Raw genomic sequence first — 25,527 nt, 5'->3', positions numbered from 1 at the left:
ATGAGCATACATAAGTATGTGATTCGGCTAGCTGAACGCAGTCAACAACGCTGCAACTCGAAGTATGACGAGTATTTAACTATTAGGTAAACGACGGTGCTGATTACCCGTCCCTAATAAACGCAGTCCTAACCACCCACCGCAAATAGACAATAAAATTGCCGCGCACAAAGGCAATAATACCCACATACGCCATTCAGGCTGCCATGGGAAATCAAACACTTTACTTTGCAACAGCCATAATGCAATTTCTGCTCCAAAAGCTGCGGCAAGCCCGGCCATTAAGCCAAGTAATGCAAATTCGCTCCATAACGTTCTACGCATTAATTTTTTACTGGCGCCTAGCGTTCTATATACTACGAGCTCTCGCTCTCGTTGGCTCATACCCACTTGAATTTGAGCCAATAATAGCAATAACCCACAGAAAATAACCAGTACCACCATCACTTCAAGAGCTTGGCTAACTTGCTGAAGAATTTGCTGAATTTGGGTAATAATTGCACCAGTGTCGAGCACATTAATTGTCGGGTAATGGCGGCTAAGTTGCGTCAATAGCTGCCCATCCCCTTCATAGTGGAAACTGCTCAGCCAAGTAGCTGGCATTTGAGAAAGACTTTCTTCAGAGAAAATAAAATAGAAGTTCGGTCGCAGGCTCTCCCAATCAACCGTACGAATACTACTGACTGTTGCACTAAAGACCTGAGCCCCAGCGTTAAATGTTAGTTTATCGCCTAATTTCAATCCGAGCTCTTTAACAACCGTTTGTTCTATCGAAACTTCTCCCGCTTTCGGTGGCCATGTCCCTTCGTCAACCACATTAGCTGGCGCTAGATCAGATTGCCAAGTTAGGCTCAATTCACGTCGCACCGTATTATTATTTGGATCACGTTGATCTGCCCATTCAATCGCTGACTGGTCATTAATATCGGTTAGACGCGCTAACACCACAGGGTTGAACTCTGTTGGTTTAACGTCAAACTCAGCCAAGAGCTTGGTGACAGGCTCAAGCTGTGACTGGTTCATATTAATCAAGAAATAGTTCGGGCTATCTGCAGGTAATTGTTGCTGCCAGCGATCAAGTAAATCACCACGCACTAAAATTAGCAGCGCCAACAACATAAATGACAGCGAAAATGCACTCATTTGTGTGATGGTTTGTAACGGCTGACGCAATAGGCGACTAACGGATAAACGCAAACTTAATTGGCGGAACTTAATATGGCGTAGCCCCCATAAGCCTACCCAACCAATCAGCGCAAGTAGAATGGCCACCACGACAATACCCGCCAAAATTGACCATAACAGAGGATTGACACCAGCAAAAATAAATAACCCACCAACCACAATTAAAATAACAATTGGCAGATAATAATACAGCGGCCAAACGGGTGATTTGGCATCTTCACGTAATACCCTTGAAGGCTGGGTTGCCATCAGTTGGTAATAAGGGCGACTGCCAACAATAATAGCAATAATGAATAATGTACCGATTGCCCAAACCCAAGGCATTAAACTCGCAGGTGGCAATTCCTTCGGCAACATAGCCCCTAAGATTTGCATTAAAATGCCTTCAAAAGCCAAACCTAATAATGAGCCGAGTAAAGCCGCAGCGATTAAAATCACTAACCACTGCCCAATAATCCACTGACGTAATGCGCTACGCCCTGCTCCTAGAGTTTTTAATACTGCGATTAGTTGATGACGGCTGCGGCAATAATGCGTCATTGAAACCACGACCGCAGCAATGGCTAGCAGCAGTGTTAATAACACTGACAACAATAAAAATTGTTGAGCCCGTTGGAAGGTTTTGCCTACTGCGCCGTTATCTTCGCTTAACGTATACCAACGCTGATCATTTCGCAGATCTTGCTCATATTTTTGTTGAAATGCATCAATCAGCTGACGATCACCGGCAAACATGTCGCGATATGTTAATCGGCTACCTAATTGAATAGCCCCTGTTAGTGGCGCATCTTCAATCGCTATTAACACCCTTGGTGCAATCTGGAACGGGTTAAATCCGCTATCGGGCTCTTGGATTAATTTACCCGAGATTTTTAGCGTTGCATCTCCGATATCAATGTTATCCCCTACATTGAGGTTCAATAATTCTAATAGCCGTGGAGCGACTAATATTTCCCCTTTTGTCGGGGTTAACCCAGCGGGTTCAGTGATAAGCTCGCCATATAATGGATATGCCTTATCTGCGGCTTTCACTAACACCAATTGTGGCCGAGCGTCTTCATCTTCCGTCGCATAAGCCATGGTAGAAAATGATATTTGCTGGCTGAGCGCTAAGCCCTCTTTTTGGGCTTCTTGTAACCATGTAGGATCGCTTGGATGAGAAGAGCGTAAAACTAAATCCCCCGCTAACAACTCACGGCTTTGGTAGCTCATGCTATTTTCAATGCGATCACTAATTCGCCCTAAAGCCAATACACAGGCAACTGCAAGAGTAAGCGCAAGCCAAACAATCAATAACGAGGGTGTTTTCCATTCACGCCAAAACCAACGCCAAATCATGCTTCTTCCCTCAACTGCCCATCAACCAAACGCAAGCGACGTTGGCAACGCGCAGCTAGCTCGTTATCGTGAGTAACCAAAATCAAGGTTGTTCCATGCTCTTTGTTCATCGCAAATAATAAATCTGCAATTTTATCCCCTGTATGACGATCGAGGTTACCCGTTGGTTCATCAGCAAATAAAATCTGAGGGCGGCCATTAAAAGCTCGAGCAAGTGCAACGCGTTGTTGTTCCCCCCCTGACAACTGTGGTGGCATGTGTTTTAAGCGATCTTTTAAGCCTAAATCAGTCAGTAAACTCGCCGCGTGTTGATAACTTTCAGACTCAGATTCGCCACGTAGCAAAGAAGGAAGTTGCACATTTTCAATGGCATTTAAGGTTGGGATTAACATAAAAGATTGGAACACAAAACCGACACTTTGTGCCCGTAAACGTGCCCGTTGCTCTTCATCCATTTTAGTGAGGTCTTGGCCTAATAAATTAACCGTTCCACTGGAGCCGTCATCCAACCCCGCGATAATCCCTAACAAGGTTGATTTCCCCGAACCAGACTCCCCAATTAAAGCAATTGTTTGCCCGGACTCGACAATTAGCTCAACACCTTGCAATATAGTCAGTTCATGTTCACCTTGGCCAACACGTTTAATGAGATGATGAACTTCAAGAATATTATTCGCCGACATATATTGGTATTTCTCCTGTTACTGACTGCAAGTGGGCACGCACTTGCGTCAACTAAGCTATTAATCTTAGGTGATAGCCTAAGTGCAGGCTACCGTCTACCGGCTGAGCAGGCTTGGGCCACTTTGCTTGCCGAACGTTGGCAGAAACTTTCCCCACCCGTTGCTATTATTAACGGTAGTATTAGTGGGAATACCTCTGCGCAGGGGTTAGAACGCCTTTCCATGTTACTCGAACAAAACAAACCTAACTGGGTATTGATTGAGTTAGGTGCAAATGACGGCTTACAAGGTCTCCCAGTAGAACAACTTGAAGCTAATTTACAACAGATTATTAAGCAAATCGTGCAATCCGGTGCGAAACCGCTCTTAATGCAAATTCGTATTCCACCTAACTATGGAAAACGTTATACGACAAGTTTCGAAAAAGTCTATCCGAAATTGGCGCAAAGTAATCAAATTCCATTACTGCCATTTTATATGGAAACCGTGATAACTAAGCCTGAATGGATACAACAAGACGGTATTCACCCGACGGTTGAAGCCCAGCCATCCATTGCTGATTTTATGGAAAAACAACTTTCTGAACATATTTTACCGTCTAGTCAATAAAACAGACGTTAAACAAGGGGATTAAAACGCTCTTTTATACCCGAAATAGATTCAGTTGCATGAAACCAAGGTAAAGTTATGCAAACATCAGCACGAAACAAAAAATCAGTCCTAGTCACAGGTGCTTCAAGCGGTATTGGCTTTTGTGCTGCACAAACACTTCGCCTGCGTGGCTACCATGTTATTGTTGCCTGCCGTAAAGAAAGTGATATTTTGCGCCTGAAAGAACAGGGTTATGACACCGTCTCCCTTGACCTCGATGATAAAGATAGCATAGAAACAGCGGCTCAAACGGTGCTAACACTCTGTAATCATCGCCTTTACGGGTTATTCAATAACGCCGGTTTTGGGGTGTATGGGCCATTAAATAGCGTCAGCCGCGAGCAACTCGAAGCACAATTTTCCACTAATTTTTTTGGTGTTCACCAGTTAACTTTTTTGCTATTACCCGCCATGAGCGCGCACCATGAAGGCCGAATTATCCAAACCAGTTCGGTAATGGGGGTGATTTCAACCCCCGGCCGTGGCGCTTATGCAGCCAGTAAATACGCACTGGAAGCATGGTCTGATGCCTTACGCCTAGAGTTGGCAGGAACGGGGGTAAAAGTAAGCTTAATTGAGCCCGGCCCTATTCATACAGCATTTACTCAAAATGTTGAACAAACTCAAAAAGATAAGCCTGTTAAAAACCCAGGTATTGCCTCACGTTTTACCTTAACACCGGAACATGTGGTAGAAAAATTGATCCATGCGTTAGAAAGCCCGCGCCCAAAAGTACGCTATTCTGTCACGTTATTAACTGTCGCTGTGCGTATCTTAAAGCGTATTTTACCTGACAAAATAATGGATAAAATACTGGCAAATCAGGGGAAAAAAGCTTGAAAAAAGCAAAATCAGCCCCATTTTATTACCATCGCCCAAAAATTCTATTGATAACAAATTCAAAAGAGACTTCTTATGTTTGCTAACGCTCAGATAATTGATATTAACGAAACCAACCTACACCAAGTCATTGAACAATCAATGAACTTACCTGTCATGTTTTACTTTTGGTCACCGCGTAGCCCTCATTGCCAAGATTTCGGTACTATGTTGGAAAAAATTGCCAACGACTACGCAGGGTCATTTATTTTAGCTAAAGTTAATTGTGATGAAGAACAAATGATCGCCAGTCAGTTTGGCTTAAAAGCGATCCCTACCCTGTATGTGTTGCAAAATGGTCGTCCTGTTGATGGCTTTGAAGGGCCACAACCCGAAGAGGTCGTACTGGAAATTTTATCTCGCGTGCTGCCAAGCCCAGAAGAAATGAAAGCAGCACAAGCCGCTGAATTAATAGCAGAAGGTAAAACAGAAGAAGCGCTACCATTGTTAAAAGAAGCGCATCAGCTGAACCCAAAAAATAGCGAAATCACATTATTGTTGGCAGAAACCCAAATCGGTTTAAATCTTGTTGATGACGCACAAGCTACTTTAGAAGCAGTCCCATTACAGGATAAAGACAGTCGCTACCAAGGTTTAATCGCACAAATTGAATTATTAAAACAAGCTGCGGACACCCCTGAAATTCAGCAATTGCAAGATGAATTCAATCAAGATCCGCAAAATACAATGTTAGCTGTTCAATTAGCCCTAAAACTGCATGAAGTGAACCGCAACGAAGAAGCGCTGGAAATGTTATTCGGCTTTTTACGTACCGACTTGGGTGCAGGTGACGGCGCAGTGAGAAAAACCATGATGGATATTATGTCTGCCATGGGAACCGGTGATGCCATTGCCAGTAAATACCGTCGCCAAGTATATTCATTACTTTACTAATTAAGGGTTAAATATGGACTTGTTCGCCTTTGGTGCAATACCGATTATCATTTTTGTCGCTGTCGTTATTGTTTTTACCTGTGTTAAAACAGTACCGCAAGGCTTTCAATGGACAGTTGAGCGCTTCGGCCGCTATACCCGTACGTTACAACCAGGCTTGCATATTATTGTGCCATTTATGGACAAAATTGGCCGTCGTATCAATATGATGGAACAAGTCCTTGATATCCCATCCCAAGAAGTTATTTCTCGCGATAATGCCAACGTCACGATTGATGCGGTCTGCTTTATTCAAGTCGTTGACCCAGTACGTGCGGCCTATGAAGTCAGCAACCTTGAGCTTTCCGTACTAAATTTAACCATGACGAATATTCGTACCGTATTAGGTTCCATGGAACTAGACGAAATGTTGTCGCAACGTGATTCCATTAATAGCCGTTTATTACACGTGGTGGATGAAGCAACTAACCCTTGGGGTGTCAAAATTACCCGTATCGAAATTCGTGATGTGAAGCCACCAAAAGAATTAATTAGTGCGATGAATGCGCAGATGAAAGCTGAACGTACCAAACGGGCTGATATTCTTGAGGCTGAAGGTATCCGCCAAGCAGCAATTTTAAAAGCTGAAGGTGAAAAACAGTCACAAATTCTCAAAGCTGAAGGTGAACGCCAATCCGCATTTTTACAAGCCGAAGCACGCGAAAGAGCTGCGGAAGCGGAAGCAAAAGCAACACAAATGGTATCTGAAGCGATTGCCGCTGGTGATATGCAGGCGATTAACTACTTTGTGGCGCAAAAATACACCGATGCACTGACCAGTATTGGTTCTGCCGAAAACAGCAAAGTCATCATGATGCCATTAGAAGCCAGTAACTTAATGGGCGCAATTGGTGGGATTACTGAGCTAATCGGTGAAAGCAAGAAAACCGGTGCCATAAAAAAACAGGTAAAAGAATGATAGAGCTTATCAGTGCTCAACCCGCATGGTTTTGGCTGTGTCTTGGTGGGCTATTGCTGATTGGTGAACTTCTTGGTACCGCAGGCTATCTTTTATGGTCGGGTATTGCTGCGGTGCTTGTTGGGGTTATCGTTTGGGCTCTGCCATTCATCGGTTGGGAGTGGCAAGGGATCTTGTTTGCCATTTTTACCGTTGTCTCTGCTGTGTTATGGCGCAACTGGTTGAGGAACAAGCAAAAAAATAAGGCAGATAACGTCAATCAAATCAGTCATCAACTGATTGGTGTGAAAGGCCGTTTGTTGTCAGATACCGAAGAAGGCTTTAGCCGAGTACGCCTTGCAGATGGTAGTTGGCGCGTGTATAGCGACACGCCATTAAGCGCCAACACAGAAGTGGTGGTCATCGCAGTAGACGGTATCACCTTGCAGGTTAAACCTTCTCATGATGACAACACCCACGTGCCAAGTGGTCAATAATCGGGCAATCTGCGCCATCATCCCCAGGGCATACGTCCACGAGCTCTTGTAATGTATCTCGAATGGCAGACAATTTAACGATTGTCTGCTCTATTTCATTTATCTTAGCTATCGTTGTCGTCTTTACATCAGCACTATGTCGGGTTGGGTTGCGAAATAAACCTAATAGTTCGCCACATTCATCCAAGGTAAAACCCACATCTTTTGCCTGTTTTAGCAACACGAGTTCGTTTAGATGGCACTCCTGATAATAACGGTAGCTATTTTCCCCTCTTTCAGGTGGTGTAATTAGCCCTTTGTCTTCATAAAAACGAATAGCTTTTGCAGTTAGCCCCGTTTTTTTGGCAATTTCACTAATATTCATAATTCCTCTTGACCTTAACCTTGCTGGAAGGTGTAACCTTTGTTCATTGTCGAATTATAGACCTAATTGTAGATAAAGTTATAGACCCAATACATCAAACGGGTTTTGGAGGCTGCAAAATGAGTAACATGATTATTTTAAAATTACAGGGGCTAAGCTGCATGCACTGTGTCGGCTCAGTCACTAAAGCGCTCGAAGGGCGCGGTGATGTCACTAACTTAAAAGTCACTATCGATTATGCCGTGATGGAAAGTGATGCCAATGTGGCTGATTTAATTAAAACCATCGTTGACGCAGGTTATGAAGCTGAAGTGGCTACAGCCCCAGATATCGAATTACAACTTTCTGGCCTCAATTGTATGAAATGTGCGGGTAAAACACAAAAAGCACTCGAAGAGGTTGACGGTGTCGCCACTGCTGTTGTCGATACGACTAGCGCCAAGGTATATGGCACTGCGGATGCGCAAACGTTAATCGCTGCCGTTCAACAAGCGGGTTACAACGCAGAACTAGCTCAAACAAAAGCGATCACTTTAGCCCTTTCGGGTCTAAGTTGCATGAAATGTGCCGCTAAAACACAGCAAGCGCTAGAAGCAGTTGATGGTGTTGAAAGTGCAACTGTCGATACCCAAACCGCTGTTGTCCGTGGTATGGCATCCGCAGAATCCCTAATTGCTGCGGTTCAAGCCGCTGGCTACCAAGCAACTGTGGGTGAATCTCACCCAAAAACTGAGCCGCTGAGTACCATAACTGAACAGCCGGAAGCTGATTCAGCGGCAATCTGTGAGATCCCGGCACAAGAGTCTGATTTAGGTGAACAACCTGAAATTAGCCCAATGGATGACAGTGTGCAGTTACTGCTTGATGGCATGACCTGTGCCAGTTGTGTCAACAAAGTCCAAAAAGCCTTAAATAGCGTACCAGGCGTTGAAAATGCACGTGTCAACTTAGCTGAGCGCAGTGCTTTAGTCACCGGAACTGCTGAGCCGAATGATTTAATCGCCGCGGTTGTTAAAGCAGGTTATGGCGCGGAAATCATTCAAGATGAAGCTAAACGCCGAGAGCGCCAACAGGAGGTCGCGCAAACCAATATGCGCCGCTTCCGCTGGCAATCAGCATTAGCACTTGCCCTTGGTATCCCTGTGATGGTGTGGGGGATGATGGGCGATAACATGGTGCTGACTGAGCAAAACCATACCATTTGGCTCACCATTGGTGTATTAACCCTTGCGGTCATGGTATTTGCAGGTGGGCACTTTTATCGAAATGCATGGCAAAGCCTAAAAAATGGCAGTGCGACCATGGACACCTTAGTCGCGCTAGGAACAGGGGCGGCTTGGCTCTATTCTATTGTAGTCAATATTTGGCCTGAATGGTTCCCAGACCAAGCCAGACACCTTTATTATGAAGCCAGTGCCATGATCATCGGTCTTATTAACCTAGGTCATGCCTTAGAACAACGAGCTCGCCAACGCTCATCCAAAGCCCTTGAACGCTTGCTAGACCTGACGCCGCCAACGGCCCGTGTTGTCACAGAACAAGGCGAAGTGGATATGCCACTGGAGCAAGTCAAAAAAGGAATGGTTTTACGCTTAGCAACGGGTGACCGTGTCCCTGTTGATGGTGAAATTATCGAAGGCGAGGTTTGGTTAGACGAAGCCATGCTAACTGGTGAGCCGATCCCGCAGCAAAAAAGTAAAGGGGATCAAGTCCATGCGGGAACTGTGGTACAAGATGGTACCGTGCTATTTCGAGCCGCTGCTGTCGGCAGCCAAACGACTTTAGCGCGCATTATTCACCTTGTTCGCCAAGCACAAAGTAGTAAACCACAAATTGGCCAGCTTGCTGACCGTATTTCTGCCGTGTTTGTACCGGTCGTTGTGGCTATTGCCTTAATTTCAGGTGCAATTTGGTACTTTATTGGGCCTGCACCACAAATTACTTACGCACTCGTTATTACCACAACGGTATTAATCATTGCGTGTCCTTGTGCGCTAGGCCTTGCAACGCCAATGTCGATTATTTCTGGCGTGGGCCGAGCGGCTGAATTTGGCGTATTAGTGCGCGATGCGGATGCATTACAGCAAGCAAGTGAGTTAGACACCATTGTCTTTGATAAAACAGGTACATTGACTGAAGGTATGCCACAAGTTACGGATATCCATGTATTTAATGGGTTCGAACAAGACACCGCCTTACAGTTTGCCGCTTCATTAGAAAATGGTTCTAATCACCCACTGGCTCGCGCTGTTTTAAATCGCGCAAAAGGCTTAACACTGCCCGCTAATCAGCAGTTTAGAACCTTAGCAGGGTTAGGTATTAGTGCAATAATTGATGGAAAAACTATTTTATTAGGTAACCAAAAACTGTTAGCACAAAATAATGTTGATACCCGTGATATTGAAGAAACACTACACCAACAAGCCACTCAAGGTGTCACTCCCGTCTTACTGGCTGTTGATGGTAAAGTTGCCGCGCTGTTATCTATCCGTGACCCATTACGTGAAGACAGCATAAGTGCGCTGGCGCGGTTGCACAAACAAGGTTTCCGTTTAGTCATGTTAACCGGGGATAACCCAGTAACAGCTAACGCGATAGCCAAAGAAGCGGGTATTGATGAAGTGATTGCAGGCGTTATGCCAGACGGTAAATCCGCCGCAATTGAAGCCTTGCAAGCCAAAGGGCACAAAGTTGCAATGGTGGGTGATGGCATCAATGATGCCCCTGCTCTAGCCCGAGCTGACGTTGGTATTGCGATGGGTGGCGGCAGTGATATCGCGATTGAAACTGCATCCATTACCCTAATGCGCCAAAGCTTACATGGTGTTGCCGATGCGGTGTCTATTTCAAAAGGAACACTGCGTAATATGAAGCAAAACCTATTTGGTGCCTTTATTTATAATACGTTAGGTATCCCGATTGCCGCTGGTATTTTGTACCCAATAACGGGAACATTACTAAACCCTGTCGTTGCAGGTGCAGCAATGGCATTATCATCGATTACAGTAGTCAGTAACGCAAACCGTTTACTACGCTTTAAACCTGAAAAATAATAGCTTAAAGTGGGAGGAACTGATGTTCTTCCCACTTTTTAATGATTGATATTGTTCATCTCTAAACCTTCTCTCTACAACACTTCATTTTCATACTAATACTAAGTAAAAATTGTATTATCTTATATGTCATTAATATCAAGCTAAGTCTATACTAGTAAATAGTTAGTTATTTCATATTTGGAGAGCAAAATGCTTAATATTGATCGTGAAAAACTTGCCAAACTTGCGGGTGAAGAGTTTAAAAAACAACGTACATTTTTGGTGATATTATCCATTTTATTATTAGCGGGCGGAATTTTTTGTATCATCAACCCAATGATATCGGGTATCGCTGTCAGTACCGTACTGGGTGTGCTCCTGATTATTGGTGGCGTTGGCGCGATTGTGAGCATTCTAAGTACCGTGATCTATACCGGTTGGTCTCGACTGTTTGGTTTTATCATTGGTCTTATTTATATTATTGTCGGCTACTCTTTCATTAAAGACCCGTTGCAGAGCCTAGTCGCGTTGGCTATTTTAGTGGCGGCTTTATTTATCATCGGTGGGGTTATTCGGTTATATGTCGGCTTCCAACAAATTAGCTCAGCCGGCGGCTGGTTACAAATCATCATCGGGCTGTTAGATTTCTTCATTGCTTATTTACTCATCGGTAATGGCCCAATTACATCAATTACTTTACTGACAACCCTAATTGGCATCGAAATGGTGTTTAGTTCCTTTAGTTTATTCACGTTGCTCAGTGTATTTAAAGGTATTAGTAAAAATAATTAATCCTATCATGCCCCTTAATAGGGGCATTTTTTTACATTATTTCACCTCCACGATGACACCAATCGGCTAAAAAATGCGTAATCGACGATGAGCATTCGCAAATTGCGGTAAGATTGTTTACCCTAAGAAAATGAGAAATAACGCAGGAACGAAATCGTGGGTAACTTGTTTGAAAATTTAAAGAATTGGCTTCATACAGAAACTGCTCCGGTTTACCCTTACCCTGCTGTTGATATTCGGCTATCAAAAAAACTGAAATTGCACATTGTGGGTAGCATTCACATGGGAACAGAAACGATGTTTCCTTTGTCTGCCACATTATTAGACAAACTTAATCTCGCAGATGCCTTGATTGTTGAGGCGGATATCACTGAAACCCACTCTCCATTTCCTAGCGATGATATCGCTGAGCTTCTCCCTGTTGAACAACGGCTAACTCGCGATGAATATCACCTTTTTCAACAATATTGTTTAGAGCTCCGCCAATCCCCCGAGCGCTTTGATACCTTACCCTCATGGCAAATTGCCCTGATTTTGCAAGCGACCCAAGCCCAAGAACTCGGGCTAAGAGGCCACTATGGCATTGACTACCAACTTATCCGTAATGCGCAATCACAACTCAAACCAATTATTGAACTAGAGGGCACTGCCTCTCAAGTTGAATTGCTGCTTTCTTTGCCTAATAATGGGTTAGCGTTATTACAAGACTCGCTGAACCACTGGCGTGCAAACGCGCGCTCGCTACAAACGATGATAGGCTGGTGGTTAGACTACCAACCCAATAATCGTACCGCTTTACCCAATACCTTTAGCGAAGACATTTATCAGGTATTGATGAAGCAACGAAATGCGAATTGGAACGAACAGCTTAGATCACTCCCTGATGGTAACTATGTGGTCGCCGTTGGTGCGTTACACCTGTTTGGTGAAAATAGTCTGGTAGAATATTTGCGAAACTAAGTTATAAATAGAAGGCTCAAAATGACCCCAGCCGTAAAATTACTCGAAAAACAAAAAATTTCCTTCACATTACACCCCTACGATCACGACCCAAATGAAAGTAACTTTGGTGATGAAGCAGTACGAAAACTTGGGTTAGATGCCAAGCAAGTGTTTAAAACCTTATTAGTCGCACTCAATGGCGATCAAAAAACATTAGCCGTGGCCGTAACACCTGTTTCAGGGCAACTAGATTTAAAACTGGTTGCTAAAGTGTTTAAAGTCAAAAAAGTTGAAATGGCAGACCCACAAATCGCTCAAAAAACAACGGGGTATTTGCTTGGGGGCATTAGCCCATTAGGTCAAAAAAAGCGCTTACCGACAGTCATTGACGACCAAGCTCAGCAATATGCCAGTATGTTCGTTTCAGGTGGAAAACGTGGTTTAGATATTGAACTTGCTCCTAACGATCTCGCCAAAGTACTGAATGCAACCTTCGCTGAAATACGTAAATGATATTAAACCCGTGACAGTCGCAGCGACGATTGAATGGTTATCGTCTCAAGAAGGTGGTAGGCAACAGCCGCCAGCAATTGGGACTTATTATGCTGTTGCTCGTTTCAGCCTCAAACCCGATGAATCTTGGAGTGTGATATTCCAGCTAGCGTTTCATTTACGCAATAGCCATAATCGACAAATAAGCCGAGGAACTGTGCGTTTTCTTGTTGATCATGCGCCTCATGAATATTTATTACATTATCATTCATTTGATATTTATGAAGGCCCTCATTTAGTCGCTCATGCTTTTTTGCTCTAAATAATGACGATAAAAAGCCCCACCGCGAGCGGTGAGGCTTTCAAGGTAATAATGATTTAATTATTTATTATTATAAATAATCTCACCTTTTGGTTCATAATCTGCCGCTTTCAGCGGGGAATGTTTTTCAATATACCCTTTGAGCACTTCCGCATCGACAAAGCCGGTATTAACGTAGTTAGGATGGTTGTCAATTTTCGGGTAACCGTCACCACCAATCGCATTGAAATTCAACGTTGCCATACGATAAGTTTTGGCTGGGTCAACAGGCTTACCATCAATTTTGACATCACTAATCGTGCCATCTTTATTCAGCGTTAAGTTCACGTTGTAGAACTGGCCATACGCACCTGCATCCGGTTTCATATTCGCAACTGCGGTCAGGTATGGGATAACTTCATCCCCTTTGAAATCGACATAAACTAACTCATTAGCAAACGGCTGAACCTTGAGCACATCTTTATAAGTGATATCGCCACTTTCGATAGAGTCACGAACACCGCCGCCGCTCATAATCGCAAAATCAGCCCCTGCGCGTTCTTTTTGTGCGGCTAACAGAAGGTGCCCCATATTTGTTTGCACAAAACGCACTTTACTGCGATCACCTTCAAGTTTACCTTCAACTGAGCCCACTTTAACACTCAATTGCTTGTCACCTTTTTCTTGATAAGGTGTCAATAATTTCATCATATCAGGGTTATGAGCAATTTCTTGCGTATAATAAACACGCTCGCTAGTCCCATCTTCTTTTGTCACTTTTTTCTTCAAGTTAATTGGGATTAACTGGTAGTGTTTCAGCGTAAACTTGCCATTTTTAAATTCAAAATCTGCACGACCAACATATTTACCCCATTCATGGGCTTGCACAATCCAAGTTCCATTTTGGTTATCTGGCGCACACGGTGTACCTGGTACATAATCCTCTTGTTTGTAGTTTTTCTTTTCTTGAGACATACAAACAGGGTCTTGTGAGTGACCACCCACTATCATATCTAAATAGCCAGCAGGTAAGCTGCGCGCCATTTCTACATCGCCCGGAGCATTTGAACCATGATTACCATCATCATAGTGCCCCATATGAGTTGCTGCGATGATAATGTCTGGTTTTTCTGTTGCGCGAAGCTCTTCAACCACTTTTTTGGCTTCGTCCGCAGGCACACGGAATTCGACATCAGGGAAATTGGCAGGGTTACCGATACGCACTGTGTCGTCGGTTGTCAGCCCCATAACAGCAATTTTCACACCTTGTTTATCAAAGATTTGGTAAGGTTTGAAAAGGCGTTTACCTGTGCTGCTTTGATAAATATTGGCAGATAAAAACGGAAAAGTTGCCCATTTTTCTTGCTGACGCAACGTCTCAAGTGGGTTATCAAACTCGTGGTTCCCTAATGCCATTGCATCGTAACCGACTAAGTTCATTCCTTTAAAATCGGGTTCTGCATCTTGTAAATCAGACTCTGGTACACCGGTATTAATATCACCACCAGAGAGCAGTAAAACACTGCCGCCTTGTTTAGCGACTTCGTCACGAATTTCATCAACTACCGTTTTTTGCGCCGCTAAACCATATTCACCATGGTCGTTATGCCAGAAGTGGCCGTGATGGTCATTGGTATGCAAAATGGTAATATTGTATGTTTTGTCTTTTTCCCACGCATTTGCCATAGTTGCGGGTATTAACGCTAACGATACCGTTAATGCGCATGCCTTAAATGCAAACTTCATACATTTCTCCCTGCTGGTATAGGAATTTTTATACAGTCATATTAGATTATAGTTTGTCACTACCTGCTGTCTTATAGCATAAAAATATGAGCAGGATTTGATACCTATTGCAGAATAAGAAATTCGTTTCATAAAAATGAGACCGCCATCAAATAATTTACGAACACTAGTTATTCACGTGATTTATTTATTTATTTAAATAAATTGTATTTCAGTTATATTGATAACAATTATGTAACACATAAAGTTGATAATGACATGAGTGAGCAAACCACAACACCCAACAACCCAAGCCCGTCAAAGCCATTAAATAAAACAGGGAAAACGGTCTTTAGTATCCTAACCGCGATCAGTGTCTCTCATTTACTTAATGATATGATCCAGTCACTAATCTTAGCGATTTATCCTTTATTACAATCTGATTTTTCACTGAGTTTTGCCCAAATCGGGATGATAACCCTTACTTATCAGATTACTGCATCACTGTTACAACCGATTATTGGCTACTATACGGACAAACATCCACAACCTTATTCCTTGCCAATAGGAATGAGCTTCACGCTAACGGGGCTAATCTTGTTAGCGATGGCAGAAACTTTCCCGACCATATTACTTGCAGCCGCATTGGTTGGAACCGGTTCTTCTGTCTTCCATCCTGAATCTTCTCGTGTGGCGCGTATGGCTTCAGGCGGTCGTCATGGTCTGGCGCAATCCTTTTTCCAAGTCGGTGGTAACTTAGGTGCCTCCCTTGGGCCACTACTTGCAGCACTGATTATTGAACCATACGGAAAAGGCAACATTGGTTGGTTCTCGCTTGCAGCCCTGCTTGCGATTGTTATTTTATTGCAAGTTAGCAGCTGGTACAAACAACAACACCGCGCTGCAAGTAAGAAACCACTCAATTCAGGGAATGTTAAAGTCTTACCACGAAAGACAATTATTGGCTCTTTGGCGGTACTGTTAATTCTGATTTTTTCAAAATACTTTTATTTGGCGAGCATCAGCAGCTATTACACCTTTTATTTGATCGATAAGTTCGGTGTTTCTGTGCAAAATGCGCAAATTCATTTGTTTGTTTTCTTATTTGCCGTAGCCGCTGGTACTATGATTGGCGGGCCAATAGGCGACAAAATAGGGCGTAAATACGTTATTTGGTTCTCAATCCTTGGAGTTGCACCATTTACCTTAATTTTACCCTATGCATCCCTCTATTGGACTGGGGTACTTACCGTCATCATTGGTATGATTTTAGCCTCTGCCTTTTCGGCTATTTTAGTCTACGCACAAGAGCTGATCCCCGGTAAAACCGGCATGGTATCAGGGTTGTTCTTTGGATTAGCATTCGGTATGGGAGGTGTTGGTGCGGCAGTTTTAGGCCATATCGCAGACCAGACCAGTATTGAACAAGTTTATCATTATTGTGCTTTCTTACCATTACTTGGGATTTTTACAGTATTGCTACCAAATATTGGTAACAAATAGATTTATTTTCTTATTTTACCCATACTTACCTAAAAATAAGTATGGGTCTTTCCTTCCATAATCTCGATAAATTTCAGATAAAAATCTCACAAACACAAAGCTTGTAACGATTTAGCTCCTTTAACCTGCATTTTTTTTAAAAACATTTCATTTTTTTAAGGAAATTTATCTCAAAAAAAGTTAGAATATAAAAACATGCAATTTGCATTTTAAAATGAAGGCCTCATTTTAAAAGTCAACGGCATGTACCCACCTTTCTATTTTTATACTAACCAGAGGAGACTAAATGGAGCATTCAACGCCCTTAATCACAACCATTGTTGGTGGTCTCGCCCTTGCATATTTGTTAGGTATGATCGCACAGCGATTAAAAATTTCCCCTTTAGTTGGCTATCTTGCAGCCGGTGTTCTCGCAGGCCCATTTACCCCTGGGTTTGTTGCTGATGCAGCACTGGCACCTGAACTTGCTGAAATCGGTGTTATCTTACTGATGTTTGGGGTAGGCCTACATTTTTCATTAAAAGATTTACTTGCTGTTAAAGCTATCGCCATTCCCGGAGCTATTGCTCAAATCGCAGTAGCAACCTTACTGGGCCTTGGCCTGTCGATGTTATTTGGCTGGGGAATATTTACAGGCGTTGTATTTGGCCTGTGTTTATCAACTGCCAGTACCGTCGTATTACTTCGTGCATTAGAAGAACGTCAATTGATTGAAAGTCAGCGTGGGCAAATTGCTATAGGCTGGCTGATTGTTGAAGACTTAGCGATGGTCTTAACACTCGTTCTACTGCCTGCGGCGGCAGCTATCATGAACACGGATGATGCCAGCTTCAGTGAGCTCGCATTAGGCCTTGCATGGACAATTGGTAAAGTTGTTCTATTCATATTTATTATGATTGTCGTGGGCCGTAAAGTAATCCCATGGATTTTATCGCGTACCGCATCAACAGGTTCTCGTGAGCTATTCACTCTTGCTGTTCTCGCACTCGCATTAGGCATTGCCTATGCTGCTGTGGCTATTTTTGATGCTTCATTTGCCCTTGGTGCGTTCTTCGCAGGAATGGTATTAAATGAGTCTGAACTCAGCCATCGCGCCGCACAAGACACTCTGCCACTACGTGATGCCTTTGCCGTACTGTTCTTTGTATCAGTTGGGATGCTGTTCGACCCAGTCGTATTAATTGAGCAGCCTCTGGGAATTTTAGCCGTTCTCGCCATTATCATTATTGGTAAATCCGCAGCTGCCTTGGTACTTGTTAGGATGTTTGGCCATTCACGACGAACCGCATTAACTATTTCAGTTAGTCTTGCGCAAATTGGTGAATTTGCCTTTATCTTAGCCGGAATGGGGTTAACCCTAGGTGTCATGGATAAAGACGCGCAAAACTTGGTGTTAGCGGGTGCAATTGTCTCTATTATGCTGAACCCTGTGTTATTTAGCTTATTAGATAAGTACCTTGAGAAAACCGAAACTATCGAAGAGCAACTGCTGGAAGAGACTCTGGAAGAGGAAACCCAAGTTCCTGTCGATATCTGCGGCCACGCCATCATCGTTGGTTACGGCCGAGTAGGTGGCATGCTTGCAGACAAACTGCGTAGAAGGGAAATTCCGGTTGTCGTTGTTGAAGATACCCGCTCTCGGTTTGAAGAACTTGCTGAAAATGGCTTTAGCGCAATCTTAGGTAATGGTGCCAATAGAGAAATTATTAGCCTTGCCCGTATTGAATGCGCCAAAACATTGCTCTTAACTATCCCTAATGGTTATGAAGCTGGTGAAATTGTCGCAACCGCGAAAGAAATGAACCCAGATGTCACTGTGATTGTTCGTGCCCATTATGATGATGAAGTCAGCTTTATTAAAGAACGAGGTGCAGACCATATCATTATTGGCGAACATGAAATTGCAAAATCCATGGCGACACTCATGTGCAATGATGTGGAAGAGTTCGGTTGTTCTATCGATGATATGATTGATGGTGACAATGATAAAAAAGGTGAAGGCAAAAGTTTAGATGATTATCTAAAACCCGCTCATTAACCTCTATTTCCATTAATAAAAAAAGGAAGCCATTGCTTCCTTTTTTATTACATTGAAATTTATACGCTTATTATTTCTATCCTCTCTAGATAGTTTATCTTCGGTTTTTACTTTCCCTCATCGTTCACTCTAAATAGTGAGCGATAAACTCATCCCCAGTCCAAACTGGCAACCCTTGGTCTTTAAAAAACTGAATTTCAGCTGCAACACCACCGCTTTTTTCCCAGCCAGGTAGTGTCAGCACAATTAAACCATCACACCGCTTTAGAAATTCCATATCAATAGAAGACCATGCGACTTTTTGTCCTTGTGAGGCTAAGTATTGGTTAATTGGATGGGTCATTGTGATTTGGCTATAGGTAGCGATACCTTTAAGCGCCAGTTCTGCTGCAAATTTAGTGCATTCAGCAAAGCGCATTTCTACAACATTGCTATCGGGGTCTGAATAAGGGCAAGCAATAAAATAAAGGCTCATAATCTTTCCTAGGTGTTGTTAATTTTCGATGAACATTTTTTAGTTAAAGCAACCCCATGAAAAATAATTAATTATTTTCCACAGGGAGTGTTTAATTTATAGAATTAAAACTTATTCAACGTCCGCAACAATAATTTTCGTTTTAGGATGTTTTTTACTTTCAGGTAATTTAAATTCTTTGCTGGTTGTCACTAAATAATCAATATTGTCCCAACTTGTCACAAAATTAATCGCATGTTTATTCGCTTTCGTGCCATCCGCTAACACCATTAATTTATCGCTGTTTTCCATCATCTTTTGTGCGATTGCCGCTTCATCGACGTGCTGATCCATCACGCCATGCAATGCGTGTATCGCCCCTGCCCCAATGACTGCATAATCAGCAAAAAACTCAGCAATATTTTTTAGTGCAATAGCCCCTAAGCACGCATTTTGCGCTGCGTTAAATTGCCCTCCAATCAAAATCGTTTCGATAGTTGAGTTTTCTTGTAACGTATTTGCCAATAACGGCGAATTTGTAATAACGGTTAAGTTATCAATCAATTTGATTCTTTGGCTAAATTCAAAGGTGGTTGTGCCAAAATCAATAAACAATGTGTCTCCAGGTTTAATCAGCTCAGCCGCTTTCGCCGCAATCGCTTTTTTCTCATCAACCGCGGCTTGTGCTCTTTCCGTAAAATTACGCTCAAATTTTGATTGAATATTGACAGCCCCACCATGGACTTTTTTCAGTAACTTCTGTGTTTCAAGCTTACTAAGGTCACGACGGATGGTTTCTTGCGCGACATTAAAATGTTTAGCAAGCTCCTGTACGTAAACCTGCCCTTGAGTAGAAAGCAGCTCAATGATGGTTTGATGACGTACTTTTGAGGAACGTCCCTCACACATAGTTTAATCCTTCTTAACCATTTAACTTTCCAGCACTATACAACAGTGATACTAATTTCAGTAGCTTCCTGCTGTATTTTTGTTAAATCAATATTTTTCAGTAAAATACGTCGTGTTGGTAAACAGCGATGGCGTTTTTCATATAACAGGGTATTCCCTGCCATAACACGAATAGTTCCGTTCACTGGCTGTTCAACTTTGATATTAAAATCAATTTGTCGCACTGATAAATTATCCATATCAATACACGCTGGAACACTAAAACAAATTTTCTCATTAACTTGTACAGGAATACGCTGGGTAACTTTGACATGTTGTTGGTGATGATTTGCTAATAAATCGTCTGCAATATATCCGCCAGTTATAAGACCTTCTTGGTAACATTGGTCACCCATATCGGCTGGATGCAACATATTGCCAGCGGCATAGTAGCGAGTATCAGAGCAACGCCCATATTGGTCTGTTACCGGTTTTCCTGTCGCCGCATCAAAGCTCAAATGGCTTTTACGGATTAGCGTATTTTCACCCACAAATTGCCCCGTAAAAATGACCGAATCACACATGATTTTGTGGCTTTTACCTTCTGTTTCAACAACCACATATTCCACGCGATCTAAGCCACCAATTTCAGTAATTTTACTATTTAAATAAACGGGGGTTCCCATCGCTTTAGCAAATAAAGTCGCGGGTTTAAAAGCTAAAATCCGATCACCACTTTCAATCATCGCTTGGGCTTTAACGCCTGCATTTTTTAGTGTCCATAGTGCAGAAAAACTCACTAATTCACTGCCTACAATCACGGGATTACGGCAAGGCTTCTTGCCATTTAAATAAACAAATTGCTGTAATGCCCCTGCGGTTAAAATTCCTTGTGGCCGCAAGCCTGAAACTAAGCGCGGATGGCGAGGTGTTTCTCTTACCCCTGTCGCTATCAAAACCCGTTTAGCTTGCATTTCAACAAGACCTTCTGGTGTTGAAACGGTTAATTTCCCATTAGGTTGTAACGCAGTCACCGTGCTACGAGTAAAAATCGGTGTGTTTCCCAGTTGATTGACAATTTTTTCAGCAAATTGGTTGCCTTTCATAGGCCGTTTAAAAGCTAAAATGCCAAAAGTTGGGTGCTGGCAGTGGCGTGGAACGCCACCAGCATGGGCTTCACGCTCAATGATGGCGATATTTTGTATACCACGACGACGTAGTGCCTGTGCCGCAGCGACACCTGTAGGGCCCGAGCCAATGATAATAACATCATAATTTACACTCATTTTACGGCCTCCACTGCCAATGTGTGGTCGAAGCGACCATTAATAATTTCAGCCACCTGACTACTACAATAAAACCCATTACAACGCCCCATCATCACTCGCGTTCTGCGGCGTAAAGCCCCTAAACACTCTGGAGGAATATCCGAATCAAATGCGGCTTCAATCTCCCGCTGGGTCACTAATTCACAATGGCAGACAATACCGCCATTGCTTTTGCATTGGTAATCCCGTTGATGATATTCAGAAATCATTGGCATAGTTGGCCAAATCAGTACTTCTGGTGGTGATAGCTCAAAAAGCGGTGTGAAATTCTCTTGGTACAATTTACCAAGATAGCTTGCCACCCCTAAGGCTGAAGTTAAACCTGTGGAACGAATTCCCCCTGCACATATCCACTGTTTTTCTGGATAGTCATTAATGCGGTAATATTTTTCTTCTGTAGCAGGGCGTAACCCCGCATAGGTTGCGGTCACACTGTAATTGTGCAATGAAGGTAACATGCGAGAACCTTGGGCAATTAAGTCCTCAAGCACTTCTTGTTTTACCTCTGCTTTCCAGCGGTCATCTTGTTCTTCCGCTGTAGGGCCAAGCAAGAGGTTGCCGAAGATGGTTTTCGATAGCAATACACCTTTTGTGATAGCAGTCGGCACTGGTAGGATAATCGCATTGATATCCGCTGCTGCCGCTTTGTCATAAACAAGAAATTGCCCTTTACGTGGCTTTATTTGGAACGGTGATGGGTGGCAAATTGATTCGACAATATCCCCATTAATTCCTGCACAATTAATGACTAAACGGGCAGGAAACTCACCTTTTGATGTGGTTAAATGCCATAGTCCATCATGGAGTGTTCCACCATTAACCTCACAATGAAAGTGGTACTCAGCCCCATGCTTCACTGCTTGGGTTAAATACGAAAGTGGCGTACTCCATGGGTCAATAACCGCTTCACCTGGCACAGAAACAGCTGCAAGTGCCCCTGGTGCTAAATGGGGTTCTCTGCGATATAGCTCTTCTTTATCAATAATTGCCACATCTAATACGTTGTTAGTATGTGCTTGTTCTACTATCGCCGGTAATTTACTGAGTTGCTCATCATTCCATGCAACCACTAATGCCCCCGTTTCAAGAAGAGGTAAATTCATTTTTTCTCTGATTGCAATGAATTCACGATACCCTTCTTGCATGCACTCAAGTTCTAGACTCCCTGGTGTGGCGTCAAAACCTGTGTGTAATAGCGCACTATTTGCCTTACTTGCTCCCGAAAGGATGTCACCTCCACGTTCAAGTAACAACGTGTTGGCACCCATCAGTGTGAATTTACGTGTCACAGCACAGCCAATGACACCACCGCCGATGACAATGACATCCCAAATTTTTTTATTATTAATATCCATGGCTGAGATCCTTAACTTAAAACTTGCACACATAAAACCACATAATTCCCACAATCACAATAATTAAAACAACACAAAGCACAGCAATAACCAAAAACTTACTCACATTGTTACTTTATTGTGATTTTTGTCACATTAGTGAAACTTACTGTGAGTTTTTTGTGGATTTTATTTCCGATTAAACGATAGTAAGCAAAAAAACAGACCTATTTACAACATTTATAACACTGGGAATACTGTGATGCTCAATCAACGTTATGCGGCTATCGATCAGGGAACAACGGGAACCCGGGTCGTTGTCTTTGAAGAAGGCGGCCATTACCACTCCCCTATGAGTATTCCTCATAAACAAATCACGCTGAATAGTGGTTGGGTTGAACATGACCCAGAGGAAATACTGGCAAACATCATTAAATGCTTACATAGCTGCGAAGTCGTTGATGCTATTGGGCTTTGTCACCAAGGTGAAAGCATTGTCGCATGGGATGCGGATAGCAAGCGCCCTTTATACAACGCAATTGTTTGGCAAGACTTACGGACAGAAAAAACCATCTCAATGCTCAAGGAAGCAGGGTTAGAGCCGCTGGTACAGTCTAAATCAGGCTTACCTCTCGACCCTTATTTTTCCGCCAGCAAAATGGGCTGGATTATTAACAATGTTGTCGGTGCGAAAACATTAGCGGATAAAAATAAATTACGCATCGGTACGATGGATGCTTTTTTTCTCGATCGGTTATGTGGCGTATTTGTCACCGACTATAACTCGGCATCTCGAACTTCATTACTCAATATTCATACGCTAGAGTGGGATCAAGAACTATGTGACATTTTTGGTGTTCCCATCCATTGCTTGCCGCCTATTAAAGATAACATTGGTGACTTTGGCGCAATAAATCTTGATGGGCACCTCACCCCAGTCACCGCCATTATTGTTGACCAATTTGCTGGCACATTCGGCCATGGTTGCCGTGAGAAAGGTGATGCCAAAATCACCTTCGGTACCGGCGCGTTCTTGCAAGCACTAACTGGCACTGATATTCCACAAACTCATGACAGCGGTTTATTGCCCACACTCTGTTGGAAGTTTCCCAATCAACCTCCTGTATTTGGTTTAGATGGCGGCGTCTACAACGCAGCATCTGCCATCAATTGGGCTCGCAAAATCGGTTTATTTGACTCATTCGATGAACTCGGGGATTTCAGAGCTGAATCCGCTATTAAACGCGGCCTAGCCTTTGTCCCTGCATTATCCGGTTTAGGATGTCCATATTGGGATCGCAGTGCTGCAGGCCTTTGGGCGGGTCTTTCATTAGATACCGACAAAAAAGACATGATGCAATCGGTTTTGGAAGGCATAGCCGCACGTTCCGCTGAAGTTATTTTTGCAATGGAAAAAATTTCACCACTAGGCCAGTCAATCTCAGTCGATGGAGGGCTCTCTTCAAATCAATATTTTAAGCAATTTTTAGCCAATTTATTACAAAAAAACATTGAAGCACCAGCAAACCGTGAAGTAACTGCACTAGGCGCCGCCTTGTTAGCTCGCAAAGGTCTCGGGATCACTCATGAAATGGCGGTAAGACGCAATGCAACTGTGACACATCCTGATGGAACGAATATGCAAGGTGTGATGGAACAATATCGCGACATCATTGCCCGTTCTCGCCAATTAAGACACTAAAATAATAAAAGGAAACCCTACCATGGCTGAATTCGGAAATTACATTATTTATTTAATTATGTGTGGCGCCATTATTGGTGCTGTCGCATCCATTGTTAGACCCGCCAGCGAGCTTGGAAAAGAGTTTGTTAATGGGATCTTTTCTATTGGTCCCGTATTTCTCGCTCAAGCCGGGATCATGGCTGCTGTTCCGCTACTCTCGCAATTAATCTCTTACATTCTTGGACCCGTCTTTTCCTCTGTCGGCTCAGACGTTTCTATTGCAGCCTTATCGATTATTGCCGTTGATATGGGCGGCTACCAACTTGCCGATGCACTAACGACTAATCGAGATATGTGGATCACCGCAATGTTGATCGGTTATACCTCTGGAGCCACTATTGTTTACCTGATCCCTGTAGGGTTAACAATGTTAAATCGTAAAGATCATAAATACCTTGCACTTGGTGCGATGGCAGGGTTGATCTCCATACCATTTGGTGTATTGGCTTCGCTGCTATTAATTACCTTCAATAATATTCCTGTAAGGGACATTATTTCTACGAACTCACCAGCGGCACATCAATTAACCTTAGATTTCTTTACCATGTTGCAATACCTGATGCCGTTGTTTGTATTCTGTTTTTTATTAGCCGCAGGGCTAAAATATCGCCCGATGTTAATGGTAACGGGCTTCCTGATTTTTGGTAAAATTATGGATGCATTCGTCAAATTAGTCTTAGCATTTTCCATTGTTGAACACTTTACTGGTGTATTCACCAAAGTTTTCGGCGCATGGGGCTTTGACCCACTGTTTGCTGACCAAAATGAACTATTCCGTGCCATCGAAATTGCGGGTTATATCGGTATCATGTTAGCGGGCACATTCCCCATTTGTTATCTGTTCCAACGCTACTGCAAGCCTTTAGTCCGTGCATTAAGTAACCGTTTAAAACTGAGTGATACAGGTTCTTTAGGTTTTATTATGGTTATGGCAAACATTATCGCTACTTATCACTTATTCAAAGAAATGCGAGCGAGGGATAAGGTATTATGTGTGGCATTTGGTGTTTGCGCACAAGCGACCATCGGTGATCATCTTGCCTTCACGGCCAACTTCCAACCTACTCTCGTTTTACCTATTTTACTGGGCAAACTAGTAGGCGGCTTCTTAGCGGTATTTATTGCGATTAAAATCTCAGTACCACAGGCGATGCGTTATGAAGCTGAAGATGCAAAAGCAGCTGAAATAGTTAAAGAAGAAAGTGAGCTCACTGTTGCTAAACAACATTAATTAGCATTAACCATACTTATATATTTAAAAATAATTAGCTGTATGCCAAATATGAATACTCCTAAAGTAGCATACAGCTTTTATTTATTAGTCTGAAATTAACTCAAACTCTCATCCATTATTAATATTACACTCACCATATGAATATCTATATTAGTCATCATTAAGCATTACATTATTTATAGATATATAATTTGAAGGTAAAAAAATCACCTCAATTAATAAAATTTAGTGACAACAATTCATCAGAATAATTGTTCGAAAAAAAGCACCTCAATAACAATTATATTGA

Annotated in this window: 22 protein-coding genes; 14 read left to right on the top strand and 8 right to left on the bottom strand. The window is 42.8% G+C overall.

Translation table 11 applies throughout. The annotated features are described in order from the left end of the window. Positions 1-75: 75 nt before the first annotated feature. Together ybbP and ybbA are read right to left on the bottom strand one after the other, a co-directional pair. Positions 76-2,523, bottom strand: coding sequence for a putative ABC transporter permease subunit YbbP (gene ybbP / locus PSE72_RS07090; RefSeq protein ID WP_115166810.1), 2,448 nt, complete (start codon positions 2,521-2,523; stop codon positions 76-78). Next, positions 2,520-3,206 (bottom strand): putative ABC transporter ATP-binding protein YbbA, encoded by a 687-nt coding sequence (gene ybbA, locus PSE72_RS07085; RefSeq protein ID WP_004913560.1) that lies wholly within the window; start codon positions 3,204-3,206, stop codon positions 2,520-2,522. The genes ybbP and ybbA overlap by 4 nt, the downstream gene beginning before the upstream one ends. Between ybbA and tesA the strand changes: the two genes are divergently transcribed. From tesA to PSE72_RS07060, 5 genes are all read left to right on the top strand, one after another. Beyond that, positions 3,174-3,815: a multifunctional acyl-CoA thioesterase I/protease I/lysophospholipase L1 gene (tesA, locus tag PSE72_RS07080; RefSeq protein WP_115166809.1), complete on the top strand. Its 642-nt coding sequence runs from the start codon at positions 3,174-3,176 to the stop codon at positions 3,813-3,815. The genes ybbA and tesA overlap by 33 nt on opposite strands. A 78-nt stretch (positions 3,816-3,893) precedes the next feature. Further along, entirely contained in the window at positions 3,894-4,697 is an 804-nt protein-coding gene (locus tag PSE72_RS07075) for an SDR family oxidoreductase (protein ID WP_115166808.1), read from the top strand. 75 nt (positions 4,698-4,772) lie between these two features. After that, positions 4,773-5,630 (top strand): co-chaperone YbbN, encoded by an 858-nt coding sequence (locus PSE72_RS07070; protein ID WP_272690935.1) that lies wholly within the window; start codon positions 4,773-4,775, stop codon positions 5,628-5,630. Between the two features lie 13 nt (positions 5,631-5,643). Continuing rightward, positions 5,644-6,588 carry an SPFH domain-containing protein gene (locus PSE72_RS07065; RefSeq protein WP_109912071.1) on the top strand — a complete coding sequence of 315 codons (945 nt, stop codon included), beginning with the start codon at positions 5,644-5,646 and terminating at the stop codon, positions 6,586-6,588. Continuing rightward, positions 6,585-7,064: an NfeD family protein gene (locus PSE72_RS07060; protein WP_004913573.1), complete on the top strand. Its 480-nt coding sequence runs from the start codon at positions 6,585-6,587 to the stop codon at positions 7,062-7,064. Before PSE72_RS07065 ends, PSE72_RS07060 begins: the two co-directional genes overlap by 4 nt. On the opposite strand, the gene cueR is transcribed toward PSE72_RS07060, so the two are convergent. Continuing rightward, positions 7,018-7,428 carry a Cu(I)-responsive transcriptional regulator gene (gene cueR, locus PSE72_RS07055; protein ID WP_004913575.1) on the bottom strand — a complete coding sequence of 137 codons (411 nt, stop codon included), beginning with the start codon at positions 7,426-7,428 and terminating at the stop codon, positions 7,018-7,020. The two genes, PSE72_RS07060 and cueR, sit on opposite strands and share 47 nt — an antisense overlap. A 119-nt stretch (positions 7,429-7,547) precedes the next feature. Between cueR and copA the strand changes: the two genes are divergently transcribed. The 5 genes from copA to PSE72_RS07030 all read left to right on the top strand — a co-directional run bounded on the left by copA (position 7,548) and on the right by PSE72_RS07030 (position 13,011). After that, positions 7,548-10,481 (top strand): copper-exporting P-type ATPase CopA, encoded by a 2,934-nt coding sequence (gene copA / locus PSE72_RS07050; protein WP_115166806.1) that lies wholly within the window; start codon positions 7,548-7,550, stop codon positions 10,479-10,481. 192 nt (positions 10,482-10,673) lie between these two features. Next, positions 10,674-11,255, top strand: coding sequence for an HdeD family acid-resistance protein (locus PSE72_RS07045; RefSeq protein WP_004913580.1), 582 nt, complete (start codon positions 10,674-10,676; stop codon positions 11,253-11,255). A gap of 156 nt (positions 11,256-11,411) precedes the next feature. Further along, the gene (locus PSE72_RS07040; RefSeq protein ID WP_004913582.1) at positions 11,412-12,215 is read left to right on the top strand and encodes a TraB/GumN family protein; all 804 of its coding nucleotides are present in this window, start codon (positions 11,412-11,414) and stop codon (positions 12,213-12,215) included. A 21-nt stretch (positions 12,216-12,236) separates the two neighbouring features. Continuing rightward, positions 12,237-12,710, top strand: coding sequence for a Cys-tRNA(Pro)/Cys-tRNA(Cys) deacylase YbaK (ybaK, locus tag PSE72_RS07035; RefSeq protein WP_004913586.1), 474 nt, complete (start codon positions 12,237-12,239; stop codon positions 12,708-12,710). Beyond that, positions 12,682-13,011 carry a hypothetical protein gene (locus tag PSE72_RS07030; RefSeq protein ID WP_071524548.1) on the top strand — a complete coding sequence of 110 codons (330 nt, stop codon included), beginning with the start codon at positions 12,682-12,684 and terminating at the stop codon, positions 13,009-13,011. The genes ybaK and PSE72_RS07030 overlap by 29 nt, the downstream gene beginning before the upstream one ends. A 60-nt stretch (positions 13,012-13,071) precedes the next feature. Here the strand turns inward: PSE72_RS07030 and ushA are convergent, their stop codons facing one another. Then, complete coding sequence (gene ushA / locus PSE72_RS07025; RefSeq protein ID WP_004913593.1) at positions 13,072-14,736, bottom strand: bifunctional UDP-sugar hydrolase/5'-nucleotidase UshA; 1,665 nt, start codon at positions 14,734-14,736, stop codon at positions 13,072-13,074. A 258-nt stretch (positions 14,737-14,994) separates the two neighbouring features. Here ushA and PSE72_RS07020 point away from each other — a divergent pair, with 258 nt between their 5' ends. Further along, the gene (locus PSE72_RS07020) at positions 14,995-16,218 is read left to right on the top strand and encodes an MFS transporter (protein ID WP_004913594.1); all 1,224 of its coding nucleotides are present in this window, start codon (positions 14,995-14,997) and stop codon (positions 16,216-16,218) included. A 286-nt stretch (positions 16,219-16,504) separates the two neighbouring features. Continuing rightward, entirely contained in the window at positions 16,505-18,256 is a 1,752-nt protein-coding gene (ybaL, locus tag PSE72_RS07015) for a YbaL family putative K(+) efflux transporter (RefSeq protein WP_004913598.1), read from the top strand. A 124-nt stretch (positions 18,257-18,380) separates the two neighbouring features. Here ybaL and PSE72_RS07010 read toward each other — a convergent pair whose 3' ends face one another. The 4 genes from PSE72_RS07010 to PSE72_RS06995 all read right to left on the bottom strand — a co-directional run bounded on the left by PSE72_RS07010 (position 18,381) and on the right by PSE72_RS06995 (position 22,281). Then, a complete protein-coding gene (locus PSE72_RS07010; protein ID WP_004913600.1) occupies positions 18,381-18,731 on the bottom strand; it encodes a DUF1937 family protein in 351 nt (116 codons plus the stop codon). A gap of 111 nt (positions 18,732-18,842) precedes the next feature. Beyond that, positions 18,843-19,619 carry a DeoR/GlpR family DNA-binding transcription regulator gene (locus tag PSE72_RS07005; protein WP_004913603.1) on the bottom strand — a complete coding sequence of 259 codons (777 nt, stop codon included), beginning with the start codon at positions 19,617-19,619 and terminating at the stop codon, positions 18,843-18,845. 35 nt (positions 19,620-19,654) lie between these two features. Beyond that, complete coding sequence (locus PSE72_RS07000; protein WP_115166805.1) at positions 19,655-20,884, bottom strand: NAD(P)/FAD-dependent oxidoreductase; 1,230 nt, start codon at positions 20,882-20,884, stop codon at positions 19,655-19,657. Continuing rightward, entirely contained in the window at positions 20,881-22,281 is a 1,401-nt protein-coding gene (locus tag PSE72_RS06995) for an NAD(P)/FAD-dependent oxidoreductase (RefSeq protein ID WP_115166804.1), read from the bottom strand. Before PSE72_RS06995 ends, PSE72_RS07000 begins: the two co-directional genes overlap by 4 nt. Positions 22,282-22,522: 241 nt before the next feature. On the opposite strand from PSE72_RS06995, the gene PSE72_RS06990 reads away from it, so the two are divergent. Together PSE72_RS06990 and eutH are read left to right on the top strand one after the other, a co-directional pair. Beyond that, positions 22,523-23,962 (top strand): FGGY family carbohydrate kinase, encoded by a 1,440-nt coding sequence (locus tag PSE72_RS06990; protein WP_110732206.1) that lies wholly within the window; start codon positions 22,523-22,525, stop codon positions 23,960-23,962. Positions 23,963-23,984: 22 nt separating this feature from the next. Further along, on the top strand, positions 23,985-25,235 hold the full coding sequence (gene eutH, locus PSE72_RS06985) for an ethanolamine utilization protein EutH (protein ID WP_110732207.1): 1,251 nt from the start codon (positions 23,985-23,987) through the stop codon (positions 25,233-25,235). The last annotated feature ends 292 nt before the right edge of the window (positions 25,236-25,527 follow it).

The organism is Providencia sp. PROV116, assembly GCF_028482485.1.
Taxonomy (GTDB): domain Bacteria; phylum Pseudomonadota; class Gammaproteobacteria; order Enterobacterales; family Enterobacteriaceae; genus Providencia; species Providencia rettgeri.
This window is presented reverse-complemented; position numbering and strand designations above follow the sequence as displayed.